We start from the raw sequence: 14,220 nt of genomic DNA on the forward strand, positions 1-14,220 counted from the left end.
TTACAAGATATATAGGATTGTCTATAATAGAAACCATATTTTATTTCTATATATATATCTAAAAGTCTAGGCAATTCTGCCAGAATATTCAAGCGTAAAAGGCATTGCAACTTAAAAACAGATTGTTTATACTAAAGGAGAGAGACATATCGACGAGAGAAAAAAGAAAAATGAAAAAGTAGTACAGTGGCATGATGCAATTGAAGCTGTGATGAGAGTAGAATTGGGAGATGAAGCAGAAAATCTACTTTTTGAACGTGAACATCAATTGAGTCATAAACCACTAGAAATGGATTTACTGATTATCAAAATGCAAAATGGAATACAACTAAAAAAGAATATTGGAAAAATATTTCGGAAACATAATATTATTGAATATAAGTCACCGAAAGATTATTTAAGTATTAATGATTTTTATAAAGTGTATGGTTATGCTTGTATCTATCAGGCAGATACAAAAGAGATGTGTGAAATTTTACCTTCGGATATTACACTTACTATGATTAGCAACAAATTTCCGAGGAAAATGGTAAACTATTTACAAAAGGAGCGTGGGTTAGCAGTTCATAAGCAGGGACAAGGAATTTATTATTTGGAAGGTGATCAGTTTAAGATTCAGGTACTTGTAAATAAGGAATTGTCAAGAGAAGAGAATTTTTGGTTGAACAGTTTGCGAGATGATTTGAAATCTGGAGAAGAGATTGAAGAACTCATTGAAAGATACGAAGGGGAGAAAAATAATAAATGGTATTCGGATGTAGCGGACACGATTTTGCGCGGTAATTGGGAGAGTGTAAAGGAGGCTAAGAGTATGTGTGAGGCATTAAGAGAATTATTTAGAGAAGAATTGGAAGAAGAGAGAGAAATTGGACAGGCAAAAGTAATTGTGCAGGATAATTTGGAGAGCGGAGCATCCAAAGAGGTAATTATAAAAAAATTACAAAAATTTGTTCATATTGACAGAGAAAAAGCAGAGCAGTATTACCAACAAAATCTGAGAGAGCTGAAAGGATAGAAGGAATGGCATTACAGTTTATTATGGGACCACCCGGTTCGGGAAAGTCCCATTATTTATATGAAAAAGTAACAAAAGCATCTTTGGAGCATCCCGAGACCAATTATATTGTGCTTGTGCCGGAACAGTTTACCATGCAGACACAGAAAGATCTTGTGATGGCAAGCCCGAGAAAAGGAATTATGAATGTAGATGTGCTGAGCTTTGGACGACTTGCACATCGTATTTTTGAGGAGACCGGTGGAAATCAGCGGACGGTTCTTGATGATGTGGGGAAAAGTTTTGTGCTGAGAAAGATTGCGGGGGATTGTGAGGCAGAGCTTCGCGTACTTGGAAGCAATCTGAAAAAGACCGGATACATCGGGGAAGTGAAGTCGGTTATATCGGAATTTACACAATATGATATTCAGGAAGAGACGTTGGAACAGATGATGGAAGAGGTGAAAGACTCTTCTAATCTTTATTATAAATTGCAGGATATCAAGACGATTTACCATGGATTTCGAGAATATCTGAGAGAGAAATATATTACAGGGGAAGAACTTTTAGATGTCCTTTGTACTGTAGTGGGTAAATCTAAGATTTTAAAAGACAGTGTGGTTGTACTGGATGGGTTTACCGGATTTACGCCTGTCCAAAATAAGCTTTTGCGTGAACTGTTTGGTATCTGCAAGAGGGTTGTGATTACAGTGACAATGGAGCAAAAGGAGAATCCGTTTTCTTATAAACATCCATACCAGCTGTTTGCATTGAGCAAGCAGATGGTGACTTCCCTGATTACAATTGCCAAAGAGACAAAGACAGATGTAGAGGAGCCAATCTATCTATATGACAGACCGATTTATCGATTCCGCGAGAATACAGCGCTTGCATTTTTAGAGGCGCATCTGTTCCGCTATTCAAAAGAGCAGTATGAAAAGGAACAGGATCGTATTCAGGTTTATTGTGCAAAGAATCCGAAAGAAGAGGTCGATTTTGCTGCGCAGAAGATTCGAAATCTGGCTCGGACAAGAGGATACCGTTATCGGGAGATTGCAATCATTGCAAGTGACTTGAACACATATGGAAATCAGATTGAAAAGATTTTTGGAGAATATCAGATACCGATCTTTATGGATCATAAAAGAAGTATTTTGTTGAATTCATTTGTGGAATACGTCAGAAGTCTTCTTGCGATGGTGGAACAGAACTTTTCCTATGAAAGTGTTTTCCGTTATCTGCGCACGGGACTGACCGGATTTTCAGACGAAGAGATTGACATTGTGGAAAACTATGTGATTGCACTTGGAATCCGTGGATACAAAAAATGGCAGGAGAAATGGATTCGAAGAGCCAGAGGGATGGAGGAAACGGAATTGGAACGTATCAATGACATCAAAGAACGTTTCCTTATTCAAATGGAAGATGTGACAATGGTATTAAAAAAACGAAACAAAACGGTCTCAGAAGTCACAAAAGCACTGTATGACTTTCTTGTGAAGGAAGAATTGCAAAAAAAGGTAAAAGAATATGAAATTAGATTTGGAAATGACGGAGAACTTGCATTAGAAAAAGAATATGGACAGGTATACCGTATTGTAATTGAATTATTTGATAAGTTTGTAGAGTTGCTTGGAGAGGAACAGATTGCGCTGAAAGAGTATTGTGAATTGTTGGATGCAGGACTTGAGGAGGCGAAGGTTGGTGTGATCCCGCCAAGCCTTGATCAGGTTGTGGCGGGGGATATTGAAAGAACCCGTATCAAGGACATAAAGGCGGTGTTTTTGCTTGGAGCCAATGATTTGTATATTCCAGGAAAAGAAAATGCGGGAGGTATTCTCTCAGAGCATGACAGGGAGCTGTTCCAAAAAGGAGGAGTAGCACTGGCTCCGGGAGCGAAAGAAAAAGCATTTATCCAGAAGTTTTATCTCTATCTGCTGATGACAAAATCATCCGAACAGTTGTATGTGACATATAGTAAAGTCTCTGCGGATGGAAAGACACTTCGGCCGGCATACCTGATTCAGGATTTACGGCGAATGTACAAAAAGATGGAAATTCAAGATGCAGATTGTCAGCCAGATAAAAAAGAATTGACACCGAAAAGCGGATTTGCATATCTGATTGAAAAGTTACAGAAAAAACACGAAGGATTGGGCACTGAGTGGCAGGAACTGTATACATGGTACAGACAAAATCCAAAATGGCGAAAAAAAATAGAACAGATAGTGGAGGCTTGTTTTTATGAAAAACCCAAAGATGGTCTTACAACAAGAACAGCACAACGATTGTATGGGACTATTTTAGAGAACAGTGTAACCAGACTAGAAAAATTTTCGGCATGTGCCTATGCTCATTTTTTATCTTACGGACTAAATTTGCGGGAACGTGAGGAATATACTTTTCAGGCGATCGATCTGGGAAATATTTTCCATAGTGCCATTGAACATTTTGCAAAAAAACTGGAGGCGGAGGGGTACACATGGACGACGCTTCCCGAAGGAAGAAGAGAAGAGCTGATTGAAGAAAGTGTGGAGGAAAGTATTGTGGATTATGGAAATACAATCCTCTATAGCTCGGCGAGAAATGAATATATTATCAAACGTCTGAAACGTATGATGAGGCGCACCGTCTGGGCGCTGACAAAACAGTTGGAGAAGGGCGATTTCATGCCGGGCGGGTATGAGATTTCTTTCGGAGGGGCATCCGGACTATCTACGTCGGACATTTCGCTGGATGTACATGGACGAATGAGACTGCGTGGAAAGATTGACAGGGTTGACATCTGTGAAGATGAGGACAATGTCTATGTCAAAGTGATTGATTATAAGACGGGGGCGAAAGCGTTTGATCTGGGGGAATTGTATTATGGCTTACAGTTGCAGCTCGTTTTATATCTGAATACGGCGTTAGAACTGGAGAGCAGAAAGCATCACGGGAAAACAGTGATACCTGCGGGGATTTTTTATTATCAGATGAAAGATCCAATCGTGGACAAGGAAAAAGATGAAGAAAAACTGGAAAAGAAAATATTAAAAGAACTGCGTTTGGATGGCGTGGTGAATGCAAGGGAAGAAGTGGTGCGGCATTTGGATAGGGAGATATCCGGAAATTCACTTGTTGTGCCGATCGGGCGAAATAAAGACAGGAGTCTGTCAAAGGCATCCAAAACAGCGACACAGGAAGAGTTTGAGCTGATTTCAGAGTATGCCAAGAAGCAGATGAAACAGATTGGGACAAGAATATTAGAAGGGGAGACGGAGGTGTCCCCATATGAGCTTGGAACGATGACAGGCTGTAGTTACTGCCCTTACAAGGCGATTTGCGGATTTGAAGAAAAAATTCCGGGATATGAATATCGGAGACTGCAGAAACTGAAAAAAGATGAGGCGCTTATGAAGATGAGAGAGGAGGTGTCAGAGTGGGAGTAACATTTACACCGGAACAAAAGCAGGTTATTGACCTGCGAGATCGAAATATTTTGGTATCGGCAGCAGCCGGATCAGGAAAGACTGCGGTGCTTGTAGAGCGTATTATTACGAGACTTACAAAAGACCAAAATCCGATAGATGTGGATCAGCTTTTGATTGTGACCTATACGGAGGCAGCAGCATCAGAAATGAAAGAACGTATACGTACAGCAATTGAAAAAGCACTGGAGGAGAATCCGGATAATGTGCATCTGCAGCGTCAGGCGACATTGATTCACAGTGCACAGGTGACGACGATCCACAGCTTCTGCCTCTCTGTGATAAGGGATTATTTCCATACGATCGATCTGGATCCGGGATTTCGGATTGCCGAAGAAGGAGAACTCAAACTACTTAAGCATGACGTGATGGAAGAGCTTTTAGAAAGGTATTATGAAGAGGGGAGCGAGACCTTTCAGGAATTTGTAGAGTGTTTTGCATCTGGAAGAGACGATAAGAAACTAGAGGAGCTTATTTTGCAGCTATATGAATTTTCAAGAAGTTATCCGAATCCGGAAAAATGGCTGCAAGAGTGTGTGGAACAGTACGAGTTTGACAGTCTGCAGGCGATGGCAGAGTCAGAGTTTGTAGAACATATTATGCGCAATACCAGATCTTATATGAAAGATCTGAAAGAAACTATTGTATCAGGGCTGCAAGTATGTGACTGCGAAGATGGGCCGTATATGTATCGGGAGACTCTGGAAGCAGACCTGCAGAATATAGAAAAAATTAACAGTGCAGAAGACTTTTTGGAGATGTCCACCTTGATTTCTAAGGTGAAATGGGCAAGGCTTGCAACCAACCGCGACAAGAGTGTTTCGGAAGAACTGGCTGCCTATGTGAAAGGTGTCCGGGAGGAAGTCAAGAAGACGGTGGCTTCGGTTGTAGAACAGTATTTTTTTGACGCTCCCGAAGAATTGTATCAGGATATGCTCTCGGCAAAATCGAATATGGAAGTGCTTGTACAGCTTGTAAATGATTTTGCCGATACCTTTGCGGAGAAGAAAACTGGGAAAAATATGATTGATTTCGGAGATATGGAACAGTTTGCTCTGCGGATTCTTACATTGGAAGAGGGCGGAAAACTAGTGCCGTCTAAGGTTGCAAAAGAGTATCAGGAGAGATTTGCGGAAGTTATGATCGATGAGTATCAGGACAGTAATCTGATTCAGGAGGCGATTCTGACGAGCGTATCCAAAGTCTCTAAAGGGAGCTATAACATTTTCATGGTGGGGGATGTTAAGCAGAGTATCTATAGGTTCCGTCTGTCAAGACCAGAGCTTTTTATGGAAAAGTTCAACACATATAGTCTGGAGGAGAGTGACAAGCAGAGAATTGATCTACATAAAAATTTCCGAAGCAGAAGAGAGGTACTTGACAGTACGAACTTTATTTTTGAACAGATCATGACAAAAGGGCTTGGAGGCATCGCATATGATGACAAAGCTGCGCTCTATGTCGGAGCAGCCTATGAAGAACAGGCTGGAAATGAGACAGAAGTTATTTTGGTAGATGCGGATTTTGAGGATGAGGATGATCAAAAGATAGAGGAAACGAACCGAGAGCTGGAGGCGAGAGCCGTGGCAAGACGGATCAAAGGACTTGTCGGTCATCACATGGTATTGGATAAGGAGACGGGAGAATACCGGACTGCTAGATATAGTGATATTGTAATTTTAACGCGGAGCCTGAAAGGATGGACAGATGTATTTACTAATATTTTGAACAGGGAGGGGATTCCGGCGTACAGCGGTTCTAAGGAAGGGTATTTTGAGACGAGAGAAATTCGGACCATTTTGGACTATTTGCGGATTTTAGATAATCCGAGACAGGATATTCCGTTTGCGGCAGTGCTGACCTCCTGTTTTGGAAAGCTGACGAGTGAGGAGCTTGCGAATATACAGTGTGAAGGGGAAGGAAAGACATTCTATGAGCGGACATTGTTCTATTTGGAAAATGGAAGTGACGAAAATCTCAAAGAGCGGATCACAGATTTGCTGAGAAAGTACGAAAGATTCCGAAGAAAAGTACCTTATACGGCTATTCACGCATTGCTATGGGACATCATAGAAGAGACAGGATATGGAGATTATGTGGCATCTTTACCTTCGGGAGAACAGAGGAAGGCGAATCTGGAGATGCTTGTGGAGAAAGCAGTAAGCTTTGAGAGCACCAGCTACAAAGGATTATTCCATTTTATCCGCTATATCGAGCAGCTTCATAAATATGATGTGGACTATGGCGAGGCATCTGTTTTGGATGAGCAGGCAGATACCGTCAGGCTGATGAGTATTCACAAAAGTAAGGGATTGGAATTTCCGATCGTGTTTGTGTCTGGCATGAGCAAACGATTCAATACACAGGATGTCAAAGGAAGTATTGTGATTCATCCGGAATTTGGTGTCGGAATTGACGCGGTGGATGTAGAAAGAAGAACGAAGGCGCCAACATTGTTGAAACGGATGATTCAAAGAGAAGTGTTGATGGAAAATGCAGGCGAAGAACTTCGTGTTTTATATGTGGCACTTACAAGAGCGAAAGAAAAACTGATTATGACGGGAACGATATCGAATTTGGAACAGAAAATAAGAAGTTATGAAGGGCTTCGCAGCCACGAGGAAACGGAGCTTACATTCAGCAGACTGACAAAAGCAAATTCTTATTTTGACTGGGTACTTCCTGCACTTTACCGTCATGCTTCCTTTGCACCGATCTTAGAGACGTACAATATAGGGGCGCCGTTTATGAATCCGCTGTATGATCGTGATGTGCCAATCCGAGTATACAAAATGGGAATCGGAGAGATTGTCGCGGGGGAAGTTGCAGAGGAGCTGAGCGGACAGTATACGAAAGAGCTGTTGCATAACTGGGATGATACACGCACCTATGACGAGCAGATGAAAGAACAGTTGGAAATACAGTTCGGGTATCAATATCCATATGAGCGTGAGCGAAAACTGAAGCAAAAAATGACGGTATCAGAACTGAAAAAACGTGCTTATTTGGAAGAGGAAGCCGGAGAACTTGTGTTTGATGAGGCAGATGTCGTTCCGCTTCTTCCGAAATTTTTACAGGAAGAGGAGGAGCTTACCGGGGCATCAAGAGGAAGCGCTTATCATAAATTGCTGGAATTGCTTGATTTCTCGAAAAAGTATGATGAAGTTACATTGAAGGAACTGATCGAGGAACAAAAACGAAGCGGAAAGCTGTCGGAGGAGATGTGTGCTTCAATTCGGGAGAAGGATATTTTACAGTTTTTAAACACACCTGTCGGAGAGAGAATGCATCGAGCGGCAGTTCGGAGAACACTGTGGGCAGAGCAGCCTTTTGTTCTTGGAATAGATGCAGATGAACTTTATAAAGGGGAGAGGCTGGAAGAAACTGTTCTGGTTCAGGGAATCATCGACGTCTGGTTTGAAGAAGATGGAGAATTGGTTGTTTTGGATTATAAGACAGACAGAGTGTTCAAAGAAGAGATATTGAGGGAAAAATATCATACACAGCTTGATTATTATGCGCGGGCATTGGAACAGCTCACAGGGAAATGTGTGAAAGAGAAGATTATTTATTCCTTTACAATGCAAAAAGAAATCGAGGTGTGAATATGAGATATATAATGTGGTATTTACTAGCGATCAATATCGTGACATTTTTCTTATATGGAATAGACAAACAGAAGGCACGCAAAAAAAGGTGGAGGATACCGGAGGCGACGCTTCTTTCGATGGCGGCTTTGGGAGGCTCTGTTGGAGCCTGTGTCGGGATGCAAATATTCCGACATAAGACTCAGAAACCGAAATTTTATATTGGAGTGCCTGTTATTCTTTTGTTGCAGGCTGGAATTGTGGTATATGTTTATTTAAAGTAGGAGATAAAACTCCTACTTTTTTTGAATTATAGGAAATTCCTTTGGAATCCTATAATTCAAAAAAATGCACTTCGTGCAAAGATGCGCAGCTCGCGGGGGTGAAATTATCACTGCGTGAACCGCTCGCGCGCGAAGATTGCGCAATAGCGCAATCTTTTTTGCAATATTATATTGACTAATAATATTATACAGTATATAATATGTGTATAAAAATAATATTGCATCAAATAGAAAGGAGTGAGGTCATGGTATTTAATACAGGAGCAGCCTTACTGGATGCGATTGTTCTGGCTGTAGTATCAAAAGAGCAGCAGGGGACTTATGGATATAAGATCACACAGGATGTCAGGCAGGCGTTGGAAGTATCGGAGTCAACCTTATATCCGGTGCTCAGGCGTCTTCAAAAAGATGGGTGTCTGGAGGTGTATGATATGCAGTTTGACGGCAGGAACAGGCGATATTACAAAGTGACAAAGAGAGGGACAGAACAGTTGGAGATGTATCGAAAAGAGTGGAAAAGCTATTCAGAGAAGATCTGCAAGATATTTGAGGGAGGTGTGGATGAATGAACAGAGTAGAATATATGACAAGACTGGCAGCGATGCTTCAGGACATTCCGGTGGAAGAAAGACAGGAAGCAATGAAATACTACAACGACTATTTTGATGAGGCCGGTGAGGAGAATGAAGAAAAAGTTGCAGCAGAATTAGATAGCCCGGAAAAGGTAGCGGCGGCAATCAAAGCGGAAATTTACGGGAGAAATAATACTGGGGAAACGAAAGCCCCTGTGTATCCGGCTGAAAAAGAAGAGAAAGATACGAACAATTGGTGGAAGATTTTCCTGATCATAGTAGGTGGTCTGTTTGTTTTATCCATTGCCGGCCCGATCGTTCTAGGTGTGGCGCTGACGGTATTGACAGTGGTGTTTTCGGGATTTATTGCTCTGATCGCATTTGTTATAGCGGCAGGATGTCTTGCAGTTGTAGGTATCGCATTGTTTATTGGCGGGCTTACGCAGATTGCCGTGGCGCTTCCGGAGGCATTTACGTTGATTGGCAGCGGAATGATTTTATTCGTAGTTGGAATGGTGGGAGTTGTGTTGCTTGTGCAGCTTTGCTTCGTTGCATTTCCGAAGATGTTTCGGTGGATTGTAAAAATTTGCAAAAAACCATTTCATAGAAAGGCGGTGTCATAATGAAAAAAGGATGGAAGAGATTTTGGATCACAAGTGGTGCGATTGCCGGAATCGGCGTGCTGTTTTTGATTTTGGGATTTATACTGGGAGTCTCTTTTTCAAAGATCAAGTTTGGTTTCCCATATATATTTCCATTGAGCAACAGGGTGGTGACAGTAAAGGAAAGCACAGGGCAGACCGGCGAAGAAAAAACGTTCGAAGGGGTAAAAAATCTGGAAATGGATGTGGATCATATGAGTGTATATCTGAAGCCTTCCAAAAATGGAAAAGTATGTGTGGGCACTGAAGATATTGACGAGAGAGCAAATCTCCAGATATATAAGGAGGGAGATACTCTGAACATTGAGACGGATTTGGAAAGTAATCGAATTAATCAGGCAGGGACGATTATTTTGTACTTGCCGCAGGATGTGAAATTCTATGAGATGGACATTTCAGTAGGAGCAGGAAGTTTGAAATCAAAGCTGCAAAGCGTACATGCGGAAAATGCGGATATTGCGGTAGCGGCAGGAGCCGCAGAGATACAGGGCATTATGGCGCAAGAGATGTATCTGGAATGTGGAGTGGGTTCTGCAACGCTTACTCTCCATGGAGCACAAGAAGACTATAACTATAGTCTGGAGTGTGGAATGGGTGAAGTGAAGATTGCAGAAGGACGTTATTCAGGAATCGGAGTTGAGCAGCAGGTTGATCATGGGGCGGCGAAAAATTTGGATATTGAATGTGGCATGGGAAGTGTCGAAGTAAAATTTGAAAAGTAACTTAGAATAAAAATGAAAAAAATGGAAATCCTCTTACCATCATGGAAAGGGGATTTTTATTATGTCTAAAAAGAAAGAAAAACCGATTTGCTTAAATGAACTGGAACCAGAAGAAAAATTAAAATATGAGATTGCAGAAGAATTGGGATTACTCGATAAGGTATTGGAGGATGGCTGGAAGGCACTTTCCTCAAAAGAGACTGGGAGAATTGGAGGGCTGATTACGAAGAAAAGACGTGAGATGGAAAAAGCGAAAGAGTAGTAACCAAAGTGTGAACATTTTCGAACCGGACTTGAAAAGATGATGGAGATTTGTTATAATCGTAAAACTGGGGAGAAACAACAGGTGAGGTTATGAGTGATAAAATAAAAGTATTAGGCGTGTCGATTGATCATTACACGGCTAAGGAAGCAATGAAAAAGGTCATGGAATATATGGGGACAGAGCCGATCAATGTGATTGAGATGGTTACGATGAATACGTTGTCCCAGCTCTTGAATAAAGAAGAGCAGAAAACATATATTGATGAGTTTGACCTTACATTTGCAGGAGATAAATCAATATTAGAGGCGGCAGGAGTGACTGACTCAAAATATTTGAATGAGGCCAAGACACTGCTGTTTGTAAAAATGGTAATGCGATTTCTGCATAAAAGCCACAAAAAGGTTTTTTTGCTCGCTGAGGATGAAGAAGCTTTGAAAGAACTGAAGGAGTATGTGTCAGGAAAATACAGTGGGATTGTTATTTCTGAGACAGCGACCATGACAGAACATGGAAAGTCTGATGATATGATTGTCAATCGGATTAATGGAGTAGAGACTGACTGTATTATTGCTGCTCTTCCATCTCCGCTTCAGGAAGAAGTTATTCTTCGTAACCGTACACTTTTAAATGCCAGAATATGGTTCGGAATGGGTACTGAATTGGAAGAACGCAGGAGAACAGGGTTTGGAAGACGGCGGTTTAAGGCATTTTTTACACAACACATCGTGAAGAAAAAGATTGAGAAAGAACGTAAGCAAAATCAGAATTTGTGAACAATGTATAGTGTGGAAATGTATAAGAGCAAAAGGGAAATTGAGGAAATGCATAAAAATTTATGATTTCCTCTTTCTTTTTTTGGTGTTTTGCATTAGTATATAGTGTAGAAATATGCGTTTACTTATTTCGAAGAAAAAATGTATTGTAAAAAGTGCATATGAAAACGACGAGTGGAGGGAATTGAATGATATCAAATCAAATACTTCAAAACACGATTGAAGGACTAAAAGCAATTACAAGAATTGATTTATGCGTAGTGGATACAGAAGGAAAAGTGCTGGCTGGCACTTGTACAGAGACTGATGACTATGAGACTTCAATCAAATCTTTTGTAGATTCACCTGCGGACAGTCAGGTGGTGCAGGGATGTCAATTTTTTAAAATTTTTGACGAATATCAGTTAGAATATATATTACTTGCTTATGGAGAAAATGAAAATGCATATATGATCGGAAAGCTTGCAGCATTCCAGATTCATAATTTATTGATTGCATATAAAGAAAGATTTGATAAAGATAATTTTATCAAAAATCTGTTGCTGGATAATTTGTTGTTGGTGGATATTTATAACCGTGCAAAGAAACTACACATTGATACAGACGCAAGACGTGTCGTATTTATTATCGAGATGGCACATGAGAAAGATGCGAATATGATTGAACATGTGCGAGTGTCCATTGGAAGAAAAAACAAAGATTTCATTACAGCTGTCGATGAAAAAAATATTATTGTCGTAAAGGAACTGGAAGCGAGCGAAGGCTATCAGGAGATGGAGCAGGCTGCGAATGCGATGCTGGAATTATTAAAAGCAGAAGGCGAAGAAGGATTGCATGTCGCATATGGTACGATCGTAAGCGATATCAAAGAAGTTTCAAAATCTTATAAAGAAGCCAAACTTGCGCTTGATGTCGGAAAGATTTTCTTTAACGAAAAAGACGTGATCGCATATAGTACACTCGGAATAGGACGTCTGATCTACCAGCTTCCGATACCACTTTGCAAAATGTTTATCCGTGAGATTTTTGAGGGGAAATCACCGGATGATTTTGACGAGGAGACTTTGGTTACAATTAACAAGTTTTTTGAGAACAGTCTGAATGTATCTGAGACATCAAGGCAGTTGTATATTCACCGTAATACGTTGGTGTATAGATTGGATAAGATTCAAAAGAGCACAGGACTTGATCTGCGTGTCTTTGAAGATGCCATCACATTTAAGATTGCGTTGATGGTTGTAAAATACATGAAACATATGGAAACGTTGGAGTATTAGTAATTATGGAGGAGCGTATGATAGAATTAAAAGATGTTACGAAGGAATACTCAAAGGGGATAGCTGCGCTCAATGGAATCAGTCTGACGATTGAGCAAGGTGAGTTTGTATTTATCGTAGGAGACAGTGGGTCAGGAAAATCGACTTTGATTCGTTTGCTGATGAAAGAGTTAGATCCGACATCCGGAACAATTACTGTTATGGATGAGAATCTTGGAAAAATGAAACACAAACATATTCCGAAATACCGTAGGAGAATCGGAGTGGTGTTTCAAGATTTCCGTCTTTTAAAAGATCGAAATGTATACGAGAATATTGCGTTTGCACTTCGTGTAACAGAGACACCGACTCGTATTATCAAACAGAAAGTTCCGGCAGCATTATCGCTGGTGGGACTGGCACAAAAGTATAAATCGTTTCCGAAGGAGCTATCGGGCGGAGAACAGCAGCGTGTGGCTATTGCGAGAGCAATCATCAATGAGCCGTCTATTTTGCTGGCAGATGAGCCGACTGGTAATCTGGACCCGTCGAATTCATGGGAGATCATGAAATTGTTGGAGGAAGCAAACGATAGGGGAACTACAGTCATTGTAGTTACACATAATCATGAGATTGTAAATGCAATGCAAAAACGAGTTGTAACAATGAAACAGGGCAGCATTGTCAGCGACGAGAAAAAAGGTGGGTATGTATAATGAGAATCAGTACATTAGGATATTCGATGAAACAAGGGGTTAAGAATATTGGGAGAAATAAGATGTTTTCCATTGCCTCTATGGCAACGATGGCAGCATGTATTTTCCTGTTTGGCGTATTTTTTTCAATTGTGATTAATTTTAGATACATTGTAGATAAGGCGGAAGAAGGTGTCGCAATTACGATACTTTTTGATGCAGATGCGACGGACGAACAGATTAAAGAGATTGGTGAGAAACTAAAGGACCGAGATGATGTGGCAGAGGTGAAATATATTTCCGCAGAACAGGCATGGGAAGACTTCCAAAAAGATTATTTTGGAGAGGATAATGCAGATGCAGCAGCAGGATTTGAAGGCGATAACCCGTTGATTGATTCTGATAACTACGAAGTATATTTGAAATCAGTTGAGACTCAGGCAGACCTTGTAAAATATGCAGAGGGACTTGACGGAGTTCGGCAGGTCAACAAATCAGATGTCGTTGCAGATGCGTTAGGAAATGTAAATGTGCTCATTGCATACGTCTCAGGGGGAATTATTCTGATTCTGCTTGCAGTATCTATTTTCCTGATTAGCAATACGGTTACAATGGGAATTACAATCAGACGTGAAGAGATTGCGATTATGAAATACATAGGTGCAAAAGACTTTTTTGTAAGAGCACCGTTTATCGTGGAAGGTATCTTTATCGGATTGATTGGAGCGGCAGTACCGCTTGTTGCATTGTACTTTGCATATGGAAAAGTTGTTAACTATGTTTTGGAAAGATTTAAAATTTTAAATAATATTTTGGACTTTCTTCCGGTAGGGCAGGTATATCAGATATTACTGCCGGTTGGATTAATTCTTGGAGTTGGAATCGGTTTTGTGGGAAGTTTCTTTACGATTAGGAAACATTTAAAGGCATAGGTGACTGT

Annotated in this window: 12 protein-coding genes; all 12 read left to right on the forward strand. The window is 40.7% G+C overall.

What is annotated here, in order from left to right; genetic code table 11:
- Positions 1–211: 211 nt before the first annotated feature.
- Positions 212–1,015, forward strand: a complete 804-nt coding sequence (locus ACTQXY_RS02000; protein WP_441658066.1) for a 3-isopropylmalate dehydrogenase — start codon at positions 212–214, stop codon at positions 1,013–1,015.
- Positions 1,016–1,020: 5 nt separating this feature from the next.
- On the forward strand, positions 1,021–4,425 hold the full coding sequence (addB, locus tag ACTQXY_RS02005) for a helicase-exonuclease AddAB subunit AddB (RefSeq protein ID WP_441658067.1): 3,405 nt from the start codon (positions 1,021–1,023) through the stop codon (positions 4,423–4,425).
- Positions 4,416–8,069 carry a helicase-exonuclease AddAB subunit AddA gene (gene addA, locus ACTQXY_RS02010; protein ID WP_441658068.1) on the forward strand — a complete coding sequence of 1,218 codons (3,654 nt, stop codon included), beginning with the start codon at positions 4,416–4,418 and terminating at the stop codon, positions 8,067–8,069. The genes addB and addA overlap by 10 nt, the downstream gene beginning before the upstream one ends.
- Before the next feature lie 2 nt (positions 8,070–8,071).
- Positions 8,072–8,335, forward strand: coding sequence for a DUF1294 domain-containing protein (locus ACTQXY_RS02015; RefSeq protein ID WP_441658069.1), 264 nt, complete (start codon positions 8,072–8,074; stop codon positions 8,333–8,335).
- 245 nt (positions 8,336–8,580) lie between these two features.
- A complete protein-coding gene (locus ACTQXY_RS02020) occupies positions 8,581–8,904 on the forward strand; it encodes a PadR family transcriptional regulator (protein WP_044988298.1) in 324 nt (107 codons plus the stop codon).
- Complete coding sequence (locus ACTQXY_RS02025) at positions 8,901–9,530, forward strand: HAAS signaling domain-containing protein (RefSeq protein WP_441658070.1); 630 nt, start codon at positions 8,901–8,903, stop codon at positions 9,528–9,530. The genes ACTQXY_RS02020 and ACTQXY_RS02025 overlap by 4 nt, the downstream gene beginning before the upstream one ends.
- Positions 9,530–10,291: a DUF4097 family beta strand repeat-containing protein gene (locus ACTQXY_RS02030; protein ID WP_441658071.1), complete on the forward strand. Its 762-nt coding sequence runs from the start codon at positions 9,530–9,532 to the stop codon at positions 10,289–10,291. Before ACTQXY_RS02025 ends, ACTQXY_RS02030 begins: the two co-directional genes overlap by 1 nt.
- A gap of 61 nt (positions 10,292–10,352) precedes the next feature.
- On the forward strand, positions 10,353–10,553 hold the full coding sequence (locus ACTQXY_RS02035) for a small, acid-soluble spore protein, alpha/beta type (RefSeq protein WP_441658072.1): 201 nt from the start codon (positions 10,353–10,355) through the stop codon (positions 10,551–10,553).
- 92 nt (positions 10,554–10,645) lie between these two features.
- The gene (locus ACTQXY_RS02040) at positions 10,646–11,329 is read left to right on the forward strand and encodes a WecB/TagA/CpsF family glycosyltransferase (RefSeq protein ID WP_441658073.1); all 684 of its coding nucleotides are present in this window, start codon (positions 10,646–10,648) and stop codon (positions 11,327–11,329) included.
- A gap of 188 nt (positions 11,330–11,517) precedes the next feature.
- Entirely contained in the window at positions 11,518–12,606 is a 1,089-nt protein-coding gene (locus ACTQXY_RS02045) for a PucR family transcriptional regulator (protein ID WP_441658074.1), read from the forward strand.
- Between the two features lie 17 nt (positions 12,607–12,623).
- Positions 12,624–13,301 carry a cell division ATP-binding protein FtsE gene (gene ftsE / locus ACTQXY_RS02050; RefSeq protein WP_441658075.1) on the forward strand — a complete coding sequence of 226 codons (678 nt, stop codon included), beginning with the start codon at positions 12,624–12,626 and terminating at the stop codon, positions 13,299–13,301.
- A complete protein-coding gene (ftsX, locus tag ACTQXY_RS02055) occupies positions 13,301–14,212 on the forward strand; it encodes a permease-like cell division protein FtsX (protein ID WP_441658076.1) in 912 nt (303 codons plus the stop codon). The genes ftsE and ftsX overlap by 1 nt, the downstream gene beginning before the upstream one ends.
- Positions 14,213–14,220 lie beyond the last annotated feature (8 nt).

The sequence above is a fragment of the Faecalimonas sp. LCP19S3_D12 genome, assembly GCF_052121495.1.
Lineage (GTDB): Bacteria > Bacillota > Clostridia > Lachnospirales > Lachnospiraceae > Faecalimonas.

Excerpts from the sequence above, each read along its gene's own strand:
- ACTQXY_RS02000 (WP_441658066.1), top strand. The coding sequence starts at position 212 with ATGAGAGTAGAATTGGGAGATGAAGCAGAAAATCTACTTTTTGAACGT.
- addB (WP_441658067.1), top strand. The coding sequence starts at position 1,021 with ATGGCATTACAGTTTATTATGGGACCACCCGGTTCGGGAAAGTCCCAT.
- ACTQXY_RS02015 (WP_441658069.1), top strand. The coding sequence starts at position 8,072 with ATGAGATATATAATGTGGTATTTACTAGCGATCAATATCGTGACATTT.
- ACTQXY_RS02020 (WP_044988298.1), top strand. The coding sequence starts at position 8,581 with ATGGTATTTAATACAGGAGCAGCCTTACTGGATGCGATTGTTCTGGCT.
- ACTQXY_RS02025 (WP_441658070.1), top strand. The coding sequence starts at position 8,901 with ATGAACAGAGTAGAATATATGACAAGACTGGCAGCGATGCTTCAGGAC.
- ACTQXY_RS02030 (WP_441658071.1), top strand. The coding sequence starts at position 9,530 with ATGAAAAAAGGATGGAAGAGATTTTGGATCACAAGTGGTGCGATTGCC.
- ACTQXY_RS02035 (WP_441658072.1), top strand. The coding sequence starts at position 10,353 with ATGTCTAAAAAGAAAGAAAAACCGATTTGCTTAAATGAACTGGAACCA.
- ACTQXY_RS02040 (WP_441658073.1), top strand. The coding sequence starts at position 10,646 with ATGAGTGATAAAATAAAAGTATTAGGCGTGTCGATTGATCATTACACG.
- ACTQXY_RS02045 (WP_441658074.1), top strand. The coding sequence starts at position 11,518 with ATGATATCAAATCAAATACTTCAAAACACGATTGAAGGACTAAAAGCA.
- ftsE (WP_441658075.1), top strand. The coding sequence starts at position 12,624 with ATGATAGAATTAAAAGATGTTACGAAGGAATACTCAAAGGGGATAGCT.
- ftsX (WP_441658076.1), top strand. The coding sequence starts at position 13,301 with ATGAGAATCAGTACATTAGGATATTCGATGAAACAAGGGGTTAAGAAT.